Annotated in this window: 15 protein-coding genes; 13 read left to right on the top strand and 2 right to left on the bottom strand. The window is 68.1% G+C overall.

Translation table 11 applies throughout. From position 1 onward, the window contains the following. Positions 1–10: 10 nt before the first annotated feature. Both AC5P9P_RS17785 and AC5P9P_RS17780 read right to left on the bottom strand, forming a co-directional pair. Positions 11–325, bottom strand: a complete 315-nt coding sequence (locus AC5P9P_RS17785; RefSeq protein WP_005409898.1) for an AzlD family protein — start codon at positions 323–325, stop codon at positions 11–13. Further along, the gene (locus tag AC5P9P_RS17780; protein WP_005409897.1) at positions 322–1,053 is read right to left on the bottom strand and encodes an AzlC family ABC transporter permease; all 732 of its coding nucleotides are present in this window, start codon (positions 1,051–1,053) and stop codon (positions 322–324) included. Before AC5P9P_RS17780 ends, AC5P9P_RS17785 begins: the two co-directional genes overlap by 4 nt. A 127-nt stretch (positions 1,054–1,180) precedes the next feature. Here AC5P9P_RS17780 and AC5P9P_RS17775 point away from each other — a divergent pair, with 127 nt between their 5' ends. From AC5P9P_RS17775 to gspF, 13 genes are all read left to right on the top strand, one after another. Beyond that, positions 1,181–1,645: an Lrp/AsnC family transcriptional regulator gene (locus AC5P9P_RS17775; RefSeq protein WP_049403394.1), complete on the top strand. Its 465-nt coding sequence runs from the start codon at positions 1,181–1,183 to the stop codon at positions 1,643–1,645. A 540-nt stretch (positions 1,646–2,185) separates the two neighbouring features. Continuing rightward, complete coding sequence (locus AC5P9P_RS17770) at positions 2,186–2,866, top strand: STN domain-containing protein (RefSeq protein WP_111172365.1); 681 nt, start codon at positions 2,186–2,188, stop codon at positions 2,864–2,866. A 16-nt stretch (positions 2,867–2,882) separates the two neighbouring features. After that, positions 2,883–3,413 (top strand): RNA polymerase sigma factor, encoded by a 531-nt coding sequence (locus AC5P9P_RS17765; RefSeq protein ID WP_019337777.1) that lies wholly within the window; start codon positions 2,883–2,885, stop codon positions 3,411–3,413. 69 nt (positions 3,414–3,482) lie between these two features. Next, a complete protein-coding gene (locus AC5P9P_RS17760) occupies positions 3,483–4,463 on the top strand; it encodes a FecR family protein (protein WP_231522244.1) in 981 nt (326 codons plus the stop codon). 58 nt (positions 4,464–4,521) lie between these two features. Then, on the top strand, positions 4,522–5,073 hold the full coding sequence (locus AC5P9P_RS17755; RefSeq protein WP_049432851.1) for a hypothetical protein: 552 nt from the start codon (positions 4,522–4,524) through the stop codon (positions 5,071–5,073). Positions 5,074–5,217: 144 nt separating this feature from the next. Then, positions 5,218–5,778 (top strand): hypothetical protein, encoded by a 561-nt coding sequence (locus tag AC5P9P_RS17750; protein ID WP_227415366.1) that lies wholly within the window; start codon positions 5,218–5,220, stop codon positions 5,776–5,778. 57 nt (positions 5,779–5,835) lie between these two features. Beyond that, positions 5,836–6,273 (top strand): type II secretion system major pseudopilin GspG, encoded by a 438-nt coding sequence (gspG, locus tag AC5P9P_RS17745; RefSeq protein WP_049403390.1) that lies wholly within the window; start codon positions 5,836–5,838, stop codon positions 6,271–6,273. Between the two features lie 9 nt (positions 6,274–6,282). After that, a complete protein-coding gene (gspK, locus tag AC5P9P_RS17740) occupies positions 6,283–7,188 on the top strand; it encodes a type II secretion system minor pseudopilin GspK (RefSeq protein WP_049403389.1) in 906 nt (301 codons plus the stop codon). Further along, positions 7,185–8,348, top strand: a complete 1,164-nt coding sequence (gene gspL, locus AC5P9P_RS17735) for a type II secretion system protein GspL (RefSeq protein WP_184013505.1) — start codon at positions 7,185–7,187, stop codon at positions 8,346–8,348. Before gspK ends, gspL begins: the two co-directional genes overlap by 4 nt. Then, a complete protein-coding gene (locus AC5P9P_RS17730; RefSeq protein WP_049403387.1) occupies positions 8,345–8,872 on the top strand; it encodes a type II secretion system protein M in 528 nt (175 codons plus the stop codon). Before gspL ends, AC5P9P_RS17730 begins: the two co-directional genes overlap by 4 nt. Continuing rightward, positions 8,869–11,250, top strand: a complete 2,382-nt coding sequence (gspD, locus tag AC5P9P_RS17725) for a type II secretion system secretin GspD (RefSeq protein WP_184013504.1) — start codon at positions 8,869–8,871, stop codon at positions 11,248–11,250. The genes AC5P9P_RS17730 and gspD overlap by 4 nt, the downstream gene beginning before the upstream one ends. After that, entirely contained in the window at positions 11,247–12,680 is a 1,434-nt protein-coding gene (gene gspE / locus AC5P9P_RS17720) for a type II secretion system ATPase GspE (protein ID WP_080356453.1), read from the top strand. The genes gspD and gspE overlap by 4 nt, the downstream gene beginning before the upstream one ends. 7 nt (positions 12,681–12,687) lie before the next feature. After that, on the top strand, positions 12,688–13,887 hold the full coding sequence (gene gspF, locus AC5P9P_RS17715) for a type II secretion system inner membrane protein GspF (RefSeq protein ID WP_495232987.1): 1,200 nt from the start codon (positions 12,688–12,690) through the stop codon (positions 13,885–13,887). Positions 13,888–14,112 lie beyond the last annotated feature (225 nt).

Here is a 14,112-nt window from a genome sequence, read left to right as displayed (position 1 = left end):
GTACCGGTAGCTACCCCATCAGATAGCGCAACACACCCGCCGAGACCACGCCGATCAGCACGGTCGGCAGCATCGACAGCCGCGTGGCGGCCAGCAGGGTGATGGCCAGTGCGGCCAGGTCGGCCGGCTTGTCGGCCACGAAGTCCGGGGCGATCACCGAGATCAGCACGCAGCCCGGCGCGGCTTCCATCACCGTCACTGCGCGTTTGCTCAGTGTGCGGTTGCGCAGCGCGAGGAAGCCGACGATGCGGGTCAGGTAGGTGGCGGCGGCCATCAGCACGATGGTCAGTACCGAGGTCCAGTGGATCAGGCCATTGAAGATCATGCTGCGTCCTCCGCCAGCAGCCAGGCTGCGGCCAGGCCGGCCAGTGCGCCGCTGGCCACGTACCACGCACCTGGCACCAGCAGGTAGGTAGCAGCGGCTACAGCCAGGCTGACCAGCCACGGTCGCGCGGCCTTCATGCCCTGCCACATGCCGCGCAGCAGCACCAGGAACACGGCGGGGAAGGCCATGTCGAAACCATAGGCGTGGATGTCGCCCAGCATCGGGCCAACGATCGCGCCGAGCGTGGTGCAGGCCACCCAGACCGTGTACAGGCCTGCCGATACGCCCAGGTAGTAGGCCAGGCTGAAGCCAAGCGCGCGTCTGCGCGCATCGGCCACGCCCATCGCCCAGCTTTCGTCGCACATGAAGAACAGGGCCGGCAGCACCCGGCGGCGCGGCAGGTGCTGCAGCAGCGGGGCCAGGCTGGCGCCCATCAGCAGGTGACGGCTGTTGACCAGCGCGGTGATGGCCACGATCAGTGCAATGTGCGGTGGCGAGGTCCACAGTTCGACGGCGGCGAACTCCGAGCCGCCAGCGAAGTTGAGGCCGGTCATCAGCGGCACTTCCAGTGCGCTCAGGCCTTTCTGGGCTGCCTGCGCGCCGAGCACCAGGGCGAAGGGAATGAAGCCGATCATCACCGGCACGGCGGCGCGCAGGCCGCGCAGGAATTCGGCACGCGGCGCGGTATCGCAGGTGTCAGGCAGGGGGAGGGTGGTACGGGCGTCCATCGAACGGCACAACAAGGTGGGGGTGGCCCATGCTAGCGGTCCAATCGCGAAATCGGGTTGCGTTGATACCACTTGATTCTGGATGATTGATATTCCATGCGGTCAAAAGTGAAAGAGGTGAAATTCCATGCAGTACCAGCTGGACAACCTCGATCGGCGCATCCTCGACGCCCTGCAGCGCGACGGCCGCCTGCAGAACCTGGAGCTGGCACGCCTGGTCGGGCTGTCGCCGTCGGCCTGCCTGCGCCGGGTGCGTCTGCTGGAGGAGGGCGGCTACATCGACCGCTATGTGGCCTTGTTGAACGAGGCCAAGGTGGCCCGTGGCTTCACGGTGTTCGTGCGGGTGTGGCTGCGCGGGCAGGACGAGGACACTACCAATCATTTCATCAACAGCATCAAGTCGTTCCCGGAAGTGCTTGAATGCCATCTGATGGCCGGTGACTGCGATTTCCTGCTGCGGGTGGCGGTGGCCGACCTGGATGCCTACCGGCAGTTCCAGATGCAGCACCTGAACCGGATTGCGGGGGTGCAGAACACCAAGACCGAGATTCCGATGCAGCGGATCAAGCAGACGACCCAGCTGCCGCTTTGAGGGATGGGGTTTGCGGCCGGGTTGCACCCGGCACCCGCGGGTAGTGCCGGCCGCTGGCCGGCAACCTCAGAAGCAACAGCAACAGCAACAGCGGGCCTGCTGAGGGATGGCGGGGTGGGTCCGGTTGCGGGGGACGCTGCAAGTACGTCCATGTAGCTCGGTCGCCGCATCCATGCGGCTCACGCCCCCGCAACCGGACCCACCCCGCCTTCGACAGATTTCCACGATCTGCCGGAACGGCATGAGCTGCTCCTGGTGGGTGTCGACCTTGGTCGACACGTTTGGGTCGGTACGGGGTCGGATCCCGTTGCTGCGCAACGGGCTCTGACCCTGTGAGCAAATGAACAGGTCTGTTCGATTCATTGATTCCTGATGCGTGACTGGCTTTACGGAGCCTGGCTCGATGCCAGGCCGTGGGCGGCGGTCATCGCAATGACATGTGGCGCCGGTACGGTTTGAGCCCGCTTGCGGGTCGCGCGCGGGCCGGGGTTCCGGTGGTGGCGCGCGTCCACTGCAGCTGCTGTCGCTGCCGAGGGTCATGTGTTCTACGTCAGGGGGCTGAATGGACACCATGCGGTCAGAACTTGGAAGGTGGCCATCGCCGCATGGCTGCTGCTGTCCTTTGCCGCTGCCGCGCAGGACGCTGTTCATGCCTACGACATCCCTGCGCAGCCGCTGGAACAGGCGGTCGAGCGCTTCAGCGTCATCAGTGGGTGGTCAGTGATGTACCCGGGTGACCTGGCCGCCGGCCGCAGCAGCCATGCACTGCGCGGCAGCCTGGCGCCGCTGCCTGCGTTGCAGGTGCTGCTGCAGGACTCCGGTATCGAGGCCGAGGTGATCGGCGAGCAGCGCGTGGTGCTGCGCCGGGGCGCGCCCTCGGCAGCCGAACCCGGTGTTGGCGCCGAACTTCCCGAGGCCGAGCGTCGGCGTCGCTACGGCGGCCTGCAGCAGCGGCTGCGTGCGGCGTTCTGTGACGACCCGGAGATCGCGCCCGGCCGCTATGCCGCGACGCTGCACTTCCGCATCGACGGCGCGGGCCAGGTGAGCGAGCCCGAGCTGCTGTCAGGCAGTGGCAGCGCCCGCCGCGATGCGCGCCTGCTGCAGGCGCTGCAGGGCCTGGTGCTGGCGCCCGATGCCGCTGCGCTGCCGCAGCCGGTGACGCTGCAGATCCGTCCTTCCGGGACCGACCACGACTGTGGCCGGCGCGCGCCCCTTCCATGACTTCAAGGATTCGAACATGAGCAACGGTACGGCTGGGGCAGTTGACCTGATGGACCACCTTCTGGGTGCCTACGATGAGCTGAAGCGCCGGCTGGTGCGCAAGCTGGGCTCGGAGGAGCTGGCCGGCGACGCGCTGCAGGACACGTGGATGCGCCTGAGCGCGCGGCGTGACCGCTTGGATGCCGTGCAGAACCCCGCGGCCTACCTGCTGCGCATGGCAATGAATACCGTGATCGACCGCCAACGTGCTGACCACCGTCTGCTGAGCCTGGAGGAGGTGGATACGCTGATGGACATGGCCGACCCTGCACCCGGCCCGGCGCAGGCGGCCGAACTGGACTTCGCGCTGGAAGACATGGTCGGCCTGCTGCAGCGCATGCCCGAGCGCCGTCGCCGCATCCTGCTGGCGATCCGCGTCGACGGCCTGCAGCAGCGCGACGTGGCCGACCACCTCGGTGTGTCGCTGCGGCTGGTGCAGCGTGAGCTGAAGGCGGCCCAGGACTACCTGGCCGAGCGCAGCGGGCAGGGGCGCCAGGTGCGGTTCTGAACGGCGGCATCCGTCTACACTTTGACGCCGAGCAGAACCCCGCAGCGTGCGGGTCCGGCATGAGCCCCCATGGATCCTGACGATCGCCCGCAACGCCCGCTGGATGCCGTCGAGCGTCAGGCGCACGCGTGGGTGGTGCGCCTGACCTCGGGCGAGGCGACCGCCGCCGACGGGCGCAGGTTCCGTGCGTGGTGCGAGTCGGATCCGCGTCATCGTGAGGCGTTCGGCCGTGCGCGCCGGCAATGGGAGCAGGTACGGCTGGCCGGCGAGCAGCTGCCCGCCGCCGCCCGCCAACCGGTGGCGCCGACGCCGGCCCAGCGCTGGAGCCGGCGCGCCTTCCTGGGCGCGGCGATTGCCGCCCCGGCCAGCCTGGTGGTGGTGGCGGCGATCCGCCCGCCGCTGGGATTGTGGCCCTCGGTGACGGCGATGACGGCCGATTTCCACACCGGCACCGGTGAACGGCTGCAGATCGCGCCCTTGCCGCAGCTGAAGATCGAACTGGATACGCAGAGCAGCCTGCGCCGCCGCGCGGACGCGCAGGGCGAAGGCTTCGAGCTGATGCAGGGCCAAGCCGCGATCGAAACCGGGGCTGGCCTGCGCCTGGCGCTGTTCGCGGGCCCTGGTTGCGTGATTGCCGATGAAGGCGCGGTGCGCCTGGATGTGCGCAACACCCAAGGCCAGGTACGGGTGACCTGCCTGCAGGGCAGCGCCCGCATCGAGCATCCGCAGGGCCGGCTGCAGCTACAGGCGGGTCAGCAGACCCAGTACGACGAGCGCCTCAGTGGCGTGGTGGCCGAAGCCGTGGCTTCGGAGGTTAGCGCCTGGACCGAAGGCATGCTGGTGTTCCGCCGCGCACCGCTGCGTGAGGTGGTGGACGAGATCAACCGCTACCGCCGCGGCAAGGTGCTGCTGGGAGAATCGGCGTTGGCGCGCGCGCCGGTCAGCGGTCGCTTCCGTATTGATGATCCAGACGCGGCACTGGAGCAGCTGCGACTGACGATGTCGCTGGATCTGCGTCGCTTTCCGGGTGGCATTGCCGTCCTTGGATAGATGAAGACGCTGGCCCTGCGCGCCGCGCAGGGCTGTTGCAAGCGAGGAGAGGCCAAGGATGCGCAACGAGACCATCGGTGTGCTGGATCTGCGTCGCAATCTGTCGGCGCTGCTGGAAACCACGCAGCGACGGCCATTGATGGTGCATCGCTATGGCTCACCTTGGGTGTGCGTGGTGTCCGATGCGCAGTGGCAGCAACAGGCGGTGCTGCTGGACTTTGATCCGCAGTCGCACCCGCTGGCGATGCTGCTGCGCCTGCAGCAGCAGTCGCTTCCGCTGTCTGAAGCTGGTGCGTTGCCGCCCGCGGCGGTTGCACGCGCACTGCTGTTGATGGACGTGCATCGCATTGAGAATCTCGCACAGCTGCACGACCAGGTGCTTCACCATCGCCTCTGGCATTGGTTCGTAGCAGGCACCCATGGTGTGATGGACGGCTGGCAGCTGCCGGCGCTGCGCGTTGCGATGGCGTCATGGTTCGATGACGTGGACATGTCCAATGCGCTGGCAACATTCGCCGCGCGCAGCGACGTGGCGATATTGGCACGCCGTTGTGGAGGCGAAGCGCCGCGGCTGGAACGCGAAGCCTGCAGGCAGATGACGCTGCGATGACGTTGTCGATGAAGCGCCACGTAGTGCACAGAGCTGCATGCGCGCTGTCGCTTCACCTGCCTTGCTGACGTCTTCTCCAGAGTACGACGCACCACGCGTCGTGGAGCACGGGCGGCGCCGATGGCAGACAGTCGCAGGATCAGCATGCTGGAGCTGGATCGTCACCTGAGCCAGTCACTGGAGCAGGCACGGCATGCACCATTGAACGTGCAGCGCTATGGGCGCTCGTGGGTCTGGGTGCTGTCCAGCGACGCCTGGGCGGACGCGGCGCGCTGGGCGGCACTGGATGGTAGTGCGCACCCACTGGCGGCGCTGCGAAAAGCCCTCGACCTGCAGCTGCGGCCCTGGCCCGAGGCGGCGATGAGCCCGCTACCGCTTGATGCAGGCGATGCGCGGCTGCTGCAGCGCGCGGCTCTGCTGGTGGTCGTGCGCGATTTGAACAGTGCCCAGCGCGTGTACGACGACCTGCGCTATCACCAGGCCTATCGGATGTTCATCGGCCTCGATCATGGAACGGCATGGTCGCCGATGCAGTGCGTGCGCCTGCTGCAGGCCTGCGCGCATCCGTTGCTGCGCGGCTGCATCGACGATGCGCTGGCCAGCGTGCCGCAGCACCTGTTCGAGTCCGCATGTGCCCCGGCTGCACGTATTGCGCCTGCACAGGGACACGCGCAGCGGATTTCCAGCGGATGTTTATCGTACTGACACATGCACCGCTGACCATGGCGCAGCGGTCTCTTCCAGGATGACGAGGGCGGAACAATGGCAAGGCAGGTTCGTGGTCGCAGGGCTCGGCAGCAGGGTTTCAGCCTGATCGAGATCATGGTGGTGGTGGTGATCATCGGCATCCTCGCTGCATTGATCGTACCGCGGTTGATGGACCGCCCCGACCAGGCGCGCGTAGTGGCGGCGCGCCAGGACATCGCTGCATTGATGCAGGCGTTGAAACTGTTCAAGCTGGACAACGGGCGCTATCCCAGTGCCGAGCAGGGGCTGCAGGCGCTGGTGAAGCCACCGCAGGGCGGTGGCGCGATGCCGGTCACGCCCTATCTGGATCGCCTGCCCAATGATCCATGGGGCCAACCGTACCAGTATCAGATACCAGGCACCCACGGCGACATCGATGTGTTCTCGCTGGGTGCGGACAGCAAGCCCGGTGGCGACGCCGGGAACGCGGACATCGGCTCCTGGCAGCTGTGAGGCAGACCGATGTCAGCCCGGATGCGTTCTGTTTCGAGTGTCCGTCAACGTGGCATGGCGGTGATCGTCGCCATGCTGGTGGTGGCGCTGGTGGCGGTGATTGCCACGGCACTGCTGACCCGGCAGTCGGCCCAGCTGCGTGCGCTGCGTGGCGATCAGCTGCGCGCACAGGTACGCATGGCGGTGGACGCAACGCTGGAGCGTGCGGCGCAACAGCTGCGTGAGGATGTAAAGGAACAGCTGACCACGGTGCGCAGCGGGCGCTGGGCGCGCCCATTGGAGCTGCAGGCGCCGTTGCCGGTGCAGCTGCAGCTGGTCGATGCCCAGTCGATGTTCAACCTGCGCAACCTTCTTGCGCATGGCAGGCCGGACCCCGAGGCGCGGCGCGCGTTCATCGCGTTGTGTGCCGGGCAGGGGCTGGGCCAGGGCGCCTGCGCGTCCGCCGCCGACCACATCCAGGCGCGCCTGCGCGATGGCGACATGCAGGCGCAGGCGCCGCTGCCGCGCGAATCACTGATCGAACAAGCGCTACCTGGTGCCGATCCGGTGGCGTTGCGGGCGCTGGCGCGGCGCACCGTGGTGTTGCCGGCGCAGACCCTGGTCAACGCCAACACCAGCGACCTGCGCGTTCTGCAGGCGGTGACGCCGGTGGTCGAGCCGGCACGGCTGCAGGCGCTGCTCGGTGAGCGCGATGCTGGCCATTGGCTGCTCAATCGCGGCGACATCGCCAACCGACTCCAACTGAGCAACGAACAGATGGCCGTGCTTCCCCTGGGTATCCATAGCGAATGGTTCCTGGCCGTCGGCCAGGTGCAGGCTGACGGCAGTGCGGTCGATTTTCGCGCGCTGTTGTGGCGCGAATACCGCGACGATGGGGTGCGTGTGCAACGGGTGTGGACGAGGATCGGCGCATGAATGTGCAGCTTCGCGTGCGCCTTCCGGCGCTGGAGCACCTGCGCGCCGACAGCGCGGTGGACTGGGCGCAGCTGCACAAGGGCGAGATGTTGGCGCATGGCCGCGACACACTGGCGACGCTGGGCCTGCGGCATCCGCAGGCTGCGGTTCGTGCCTGCCTCGATCCGAACGACCTGATCCTGCTGGAACTGCAGCTGCCGCCGTTGTCCGGGCGCCGCCTGCAGTCGGCGCTGCAGGGTGAGGTGGAGGCGATGCTGCTGGATGACCTGCAGGAGGTGGCGCTGGCCCACGGCGCGCAGGCGGCAGACGGCACGGTTCCGGTGGCCTGGCTCGGCCAGCAGGCCATCGCGCAGGCGCAGCAGCTGCTGGCCTCGTGTGCGCTGCAGCTGCAGGCGCTCTATCCGACGCCACTGCTGCTGCCCTGGCAGGACGGCCAGGCCACGCTGCAGGTCAGCGGCGAGCACCTGCTGGTACGCAGCGGGCGCGATCGGGGTTTCGTTCAATGGTATGGCGGACGTGACGCCTGTGCGGTGATGCAGGCGCTGGCCGTGCGCCTGCAACAGGCCGGCGTGCAGGCCGTGCAGTGGATCGATAGTGTGCCGCCGACGTGGCCGGACAGCCTCCCGGCCACCGCCGTCACGCATGAACGGCAGACCTCTGGCCCCTTGCCAGGCTGGTCATTGCCGCTGCCCGGCGCAGGCCGGCAAGCACCGCGGCTCGCGATCGGCCTGGCACTGGTAGCAGTGCTGCTGGCTGCACTCGGCCTGCAGCTGCAGGTCTCGCGTTGGCGGATCGAGGGCGAGGCCCTGCAACAGGACATGGCGCGCCAGTTCAGCGCGCGCTTCCCGGAGATCACCGATGTGGTGGACCCGGTGTTGCAGGCAAGGCGAGCACTTGCGGTGCCGCTGCCGGCGCCGCCGTTGCCGGCGCTGCAGCGTCAGGTTGCCAGCACGCTGCAGGCTGTTCCGGAGCTGGCCGGGCAAGTGCGCAGCCTGCATTACCAACCCGGGCAGCTGGACATGGAGCTGGATGCCGATGCCCAGGCATTGGCCGACGATCCGCAGCGGCTTGAGCACTGGCAGCAAGCAGTTCAGGCACAGGGCCTGCAGCTGGCGCGCGAAGCCGGTGGACACCTGCGAGTGAGCGGAGCTGGGCAGTGACGACCCGCACCCTACGGCCGGGCGAGGGGCTGGTGGGCCTGCAGCAGCGCTGGCAACGCCTGCCACCGCGCGACCGGCTGATGCTGTGGGTGATGGTGGTGGCGCTGCTGGTGGCGGGCCTGTGGTCGTTGTGGCTGGGGCCACTGCTGAAGCAGCGCACGTATTGGCAGGCCGAGCTGCCGCGGCTGCAGGCGCAGTCCCGCGCACTGGCACCGCTGCTGCTCGCCCGAGAGCGCCAGCAGCTGGCGCAGGGCCAGCACCCGACACTGGCCGGGCTGCGCGATGGCATCAAGACCGCCGGCCTTGCCGCCGGCCTGCATATCGAAGCGCGCGACGGGCGCTGGCACCTGCAGGTGCAGGCGGTGCCCGCAGATGCGCTATGGAACTGGCTGCTGCCGCTACTGGCCGACCCGGCCATCGAGCTGCAGCAGCTGCAACTGACACGCACAGGGGATGCGAACATGCCTGCGGCACGGATTTCCGGAAACATCGTGATGGTGGCCACCGCGGGTGCCCATCCATGAGGGCGATGCGCAGCCTTGCCTGCAGTACCGCACTGGCCCTGATCGTGTGCATGGCCCACGCACCGGCGCTGGTACTGGCGCAGGACGCCCGTGATGAGCCGGTGCAGTTGAACCTGGTCGACACCGATATCGGTGGCGTACTGCGCATGGCAGCGCGCTTCACCGGGCGCCAGTTCCTGGTCGATCCACGGGTGACCGGCAAGATGACAGTGGTTTCCGATGGCCCGGTCAGCCGTACCCAGGCCTACCAGTTGCTGCTGGGCGCACTGCGCATGCGCGGCTTCGCCGTGGTCGAGAACGGCGGCGTCAGTCGCGTGGTGCCGCAGGCCGATGCCAAGCTGCTCGGTGGCCGCGTTGGCAGCGGCGGTGCGGGGGGCGAGGTTGCCACGCGCACCTTCGCGCTGCGCTACGAGAACGCGGCCGCGCTGGTGGCGGTGCTGCGGCCGATGATCAGCCCGGACAATCCGATCACTGCCAATCCGGGCAACAACACCCTGGTGATCACCGACTATGCCGATAACCTGGAGCGCATCGCGCGGGTGATCGCCAGCGTTGATACACCGGCCGGCATGGACACCGACGTGGTGAAGCTGCAGCAGGGCATTGCCGTTGACGTCGCGGCGATGGTCGCGCCGCTGCTGGATGCGCAGGGCGCCGAGCCCACCCAGAAGGTGGTGGTGATGGCCGACCCGCGCAGCAACAGCGTGCTGCTGCGCTCCAGCAGTCCCGGACGCACCCGTCTGGCGCGGCAGCTGGTGGAGAAGCTGGACCGCGCCCAGGACGAGTCCGGCAACCTGCATGTGGTCTACCTGCGCAATGCCCAGGCCAACCAGCTCGCGGGGGTGCTGCGAGGCGTGGTGGCCGGGCAGAGCGATGCACCGGCAATGGGCAGCAACGAAGGCATCACGCCACTGCCGGGTGACGCCAACCGTTCCACGCCCGCGCAGCCGTCGCAGCCGCAGCAGGCCAAGACCGGGGGCAATGCGCTGGAATCACAGCGTCTGGACCCGAGCCGCCGCGACCCGATCGATGCGGGAAGCACCGGCTTCAGCCAGAACGGCATTTCGGTGCAGGCGGACGTGGCCACCAACACGCTGCTGATCTCGGCGCCGGAGCCGGTGTACCGCAACCTGCGACGGGTGATCGATCAGCTCGACCAGCGCCGTGCGCAGGTGCTGGTCGAGAGCCTGATCGTGGAGGTCAACCAGACCGATGCGGCCGAGCTGGGCGTGCAGTGGATGCTGGGCAACGGGCGAACCTTCGGCGGCACCCATTTCGGTGGCGCCACCGGCGGCAGCGGGTTGAGCACCACCGCGCGCACCACCCTGGACGTGCTGCCCAAGGACGGCCTGAAGATCGGTGTGATCGACGGCACCATCAACCTGCCCGGTGTCGGCCAGATCCTCAACATGAAAGCGCTGGCCACTGCGCTGCAGAGCAAGGGCGGTGCCAACATCCTGTCCACGCCGAACCTGATGACGCTGGACAACGAGGCGGCCAGCATCATGGTCGGCCAGACCGTGCCGTTCGTCAGCGGCCGCTACGTCACCGACGGCGGTGGCGGCAGCAACAACCCGTTCCAGACCATCGTGCGCGAGGACGTGGGCCTGAAGCTGCGCGTACGCCCGCAGATTTCCGAGGGCGGCACGGTGAAGCTGGACATCTACCAGGAAGTCAGCAGCATCGATGCGCAGAGTGCCAACAGTGCCGCCGGCATCATCACCAACAAGCGTGCGCTGGATACCAGTGTGCTGCTGGACGATGGCCAGATCATGGTGCTCGGTGGCCTGCTGGAGGACAACGTCAGCCATGGCCGTGATGCGGTGCCGGGCCTGGGCAGGATCCCGGTGCTGGGGGCGCTGTTCCGCAGTGATACGCGCAAGCGCTCCAAGACCAACCTGATGGTGTTCCTGCGCCCGCACGTGGTGCGTGACCCGGCCGCCGGCCAGCGCCTGACCCGCGACCGCTACGACTACATGCGCAACGCGCAGGCGGGCGCGCAGCCGGCACAGAGCTGGGCCTTGCCGGCGCTGTCGGCACCGCAGCTGCCACCGCAGGACCTGTCTGTACTCGGCCAGGGCAATGCACGCGATGACCAGGGCCAGCCGCTGCAGAGCAGCAGCCTGGCGGCGCTGTACCCGTCCGGTGACGGCGACGCGCAGCTGGTGCAGTTCGCGCAGGGGCTGGACCCGGCGCGTGCCAGCCAGGGCGTGGCGCAGGTGCGTGCACTGGGCCTGCAGGCCTATGCCGAAGCGACGCCCGGCGAGAGCGGGCAACGCCTGCGCGTGCGATTGCCGCGCGATCCGGCGACGCTGGACCCTGCGCTGCAGCAGCTGCGCGGGCTGGGCTACACGCCGGAACTGGTGATCGGGCCGTGAGCGCTTCCGCGCCGCTGCCGTACGCCTGGGTGCGCAGCCATGGCGTGATGCTGTCCGAAGTTGGCGGCGAGCCCGTGTTGCTGGGCACCGCCGACACCGCAGCGTGGGCCGTGGCCGAACTGCGCCGTCGGCATGGCCCGCTGCCGTTCCAGGCGCTGGATGCTGCGACCTGGCAGCAGCGGCTGGGTGAGCAGTACCGTGACGGCGGCGATGCCGCTGCGGTAGTGGGTGCCGCCGAAAGCGAAGTCGATCTGGACCGGCTGATGCAGGACATGCCGGAAGTCACCGACCTGCTGGACGCGCAGGACGATGCGCCGGTGATCCGCATGATCAACGCGCTGCTGGCACAGGCCGCACGCGATGGCGCTAGCGACCTGCACATCGAACCATTCGAGACCCACTCGGTGGTGCGCTACCGCGTGGACGGCACCCTGCGCGACATGGTGCAGCCACGGCGCGCACTGCATGCGGCGCTGGTATCACGTATCAAGATCATGGCGCACCTGGACATTGCCGAGAAGCGCTTGCCGCAGGATGGGCGCATTGCGATCCGAGTGGGCGGGCGGCCGCTGGATATCCGTGTCTCCACGGTGCCGACCGGGCATGGCGAACGCGCCGTGCTGCGATTGTTGGAAAAGGACGCCGGCCGCCTGCAGCTGCAGCGCCTGGGCATGGCCGATGACACCCTGGCCACGTTCACCGGATTGATCCGGCAACCGCACGGCATCGTGCTGGTCACCGGCCCGACCGGCAGCGGCAAGACCACCTCGCTGTACGCCGCGTTGGGCCAGCTCGACAGCAGCACCAGCAACATCCTCACCGTGGAAGACCCGGTGGAGTACGACTTCGCCGGCATCGGCCAGATCCAGGTTAACGCGCGCATCGGCATGAGCTTTGGCACCGCGCTGCGTGCGATCCTGCGCCAGGACCCGGACACCATCATGATCGGTGAGATCCGCGACCTGGAGACCGCGCAGATTGCGGTGCAGTCGTCGCTGACCGGGCATGGCGTGCTGGCCTCGCTGCACACCAACGATGCGATCTCGGCGGTGACCCGCCTGGCTGACATGGGCGTGGAGCCCTTCCTGCTGGCCTCGTCGCTGCGCGGCGTGCTGGCGCAGCGGTTGGTGCGGCGGCTGTGCACGCAGTGCCGTCGTGCCGAGGTGGACGGCGAGGGTCGCACCGTATGGCGCGCGGTGGGCTGCGCGGCCTGCGCCAACAGCGGCTATCGGGGGCGAACAGGCATCCATGAACTGTTCGTGGTCGACGACCGCGTGCGCGCACTGATCCATGAAGGGCAGGGCGAGCCTGCGCTACGCGAGGCGGCCCGGCGGGCCGGCATGCGGACCCTGCGGCAGGACGGCCAGCGCTGGGTCGACAGCGGGGTAACCACGCTGGAAGAGATCCTGCGCGTCACCGGCGACGATTGAGGCCTGCATGGCACTGTTCGACTACCAGGCCGCCAACGCGCAGGGCCGCATCGAGAAAGGCCAGCTGGACGCCGACAGCCCGCTCGGTGCGCGTCAGCTGCTGCGCGGGCGCGGGCTGACCCCTGTGCAGGTAAGCGCCGCGCGCAGTGCCGGCGGTGGCTGGGGCGCCCGCCGGTTGTCTGCCAGCGAGATGGCCTGGGCCACGCGCCAGCTGGCCAGCCTGCTGGCCGCCAGCCTGCCGTTGGAAGCAGCATTGAGTGCGGTGATTGAACAGGCCGAGCGCCCGCACGTGGCCCAGGCACTCACCGCCGTACGCGCCGACGTGCGTGCCGGCCAGCGCCTGACCGTTGCGCTGGCCGCGCGGCCGCGCGACTTCCCGCCGATCTATCGGGCGCTGGTGGGCGCAGGTGAAGACTCCGGTGACCTGGCGCGGGTGATGGAGCGCCTGGCCGACTACATCGAAGAACGTAATGCGCTGCAGGCCAAGGTACTGACAGCCTTCATCTATCCAGCGGCGATCAGCCTGGTATCGGTGGCGATCGTGATCTTCCTGCTCAGCTACGTGGTGCCGCAGGTGGTGACCGCGTTCGTGCAGGCGCGGCAGACGCTGCCGATGCTGACCCAGGTGATGCTGGCCGCCAGCGCGTTCGTGCGCAGCTGGGGCGTGTGGGTGGGGCTGGGCATCGCTGCGCTGGTGGTTGCATGGCGGTTGGCCCTGCGCAAGCCCGAGCTGCGCCTGCGATGGGACGCGATGCTGCTGCGGGTGCCGATGGTCGGGCGCTTCGTGCTGGGCGTGAACAGTGCGCGCTTCGCCTCGACATTGGCGATCCTGCTGGATGCTGGCGTGCCGCTGCTGCGTGCACTGGAGGCGGCGCGGCAGACCCTGCGCAATGCGCTGCTGGCGCGTTGTGCAGATGATGTGTCCGCGCGAGTGCGCGAAGGTGCCGCGCTTGGCTCTGCGCTGAAGGTGCAGAAGGTGTATCCGCCGATCCTGGTGCACCTGGTGGCCAGTGGCGAGAAGACCGGTTCGCTGGCGCCGCTGCTGGATCGCGCCGCGCAGACGATCTCGCGCGAGATCGAGCGTCGCGCGATGGCACTGACTGCGTTGCTGGAGCCGACCATGATCCTGGTGATGGGCGGCGTGGTGCTGACGATCGTGCTGGCGGTGCTGATGCCGATCATGGAAATGAACCAGTTGGTGCAGTGATGCGCAACGCGCATCACAGGTAGAGTCGACTGTTAGTCGACTAGCGCGGAGATCGAGTGCATTCAGATCGTTTCCGCGTGCGAAAAGCAGTCGACTAACTGTGATCTCTCGGTAGGTTGTTCATCCGGGGCATCTTTGGAAAATGGTGGTTACCACACCTATCCAGTCCCCAAAGAGCCCGGATGAACCACCATAAAAATGCCCGTTTGACGCCGTTTAGTCGAG

The sequence above is a fragment of the Stenotrophomonas sp. YJH_SMC_14-1 genome, assembly GCF_059372275.1.
This window is presented reverse-complemented; position numbering and strand designations above follow the sequence as displayed.

Bases quoted from the DNA above. Each gene is read 5' to 3' on its own strand.
- AC5P9P_RS17785 (WP_005409898.1), bottom strand. From the start codon at position 325: ATGATCTTCAATGGCCTGATCCACTGGACCTCGGTACTGACCATCGTG.
- AC5P9P_RS17780 (WP_005409897.1), bottom strand. From the start codon at position 1,053: ATGGACGCCCGTACCACCCTCCCCCTGCCTGACACCTGCGATACCGCG.
- AC5P9P_RS17775 (WP_049403394.1), top strand. From the start codon at position 1,181: ATGCAGTACCAGCTGGACAACCTCGATCGGCGCATCCTCGACGCCCTG.
- AC5P9P_RS17765 (WP_019337777.1), top strand. From the start codon at position 2,883: ATGAGCAACGGTACGGCTGGGGCAGTTGACCTGATGGACCACCTTCTG.
- AC5P9P_RS17760 (WP_231522244.1), top strand. From the start codon at position 3,483: ATGGATCCTGACGATCGCCCGCAACGCCCGCTGGATGCCGTCGAGCGT.
- AC5P9P_RS17755 (WP_049432851.1), top strand. From the start codon at position 4,522: ATGCGCAACGAGACCATCGGTGTGCTGGATCTGCGTCGCAATCTGTCG.
- AC5P9P_RS17750 (WP_227415366.1), top strand. From the start codon at position 5,218: ATGCTGGAGCTGGATCGTCACCTGAGCCAGTCACTGGAGCAGGCACGG.
- gspG (WP_049403390.1), top strand. From the start codon at position 5,836: ATGGCAAGGCAGGTTCGTGGTCGCAGGGCTCGGCAGCAGGGTTTCAGC.
- gspK (WP_049403389.1), top strand. From the start codon at position 6,283: ATGTCAGCCCGGATGCGTTCTGTTTCGAGTGTCCGTCAACGTGGCATG.
- gspL (WP_184013505.1), top strand. From the start codon at position 7,185: ATGAATGTGCAGCTTCGCGTGCGCCTTCCGGCGCTGGAGCACCTGCGC.
- gspD (WP_184013504.1), top strand. From the start codon at position 8,869: ATGAGGGCGATGCGCAGCCTTGCCTGCAGTACCGCACTGGCCCTGATC.
- gspF (WP_495232987.1), top strand. From the start codon at position 12,688: ATGGCACTGTTCGACTACCAGGCCGCCAACGCGCAGGGCCGCATCGAG.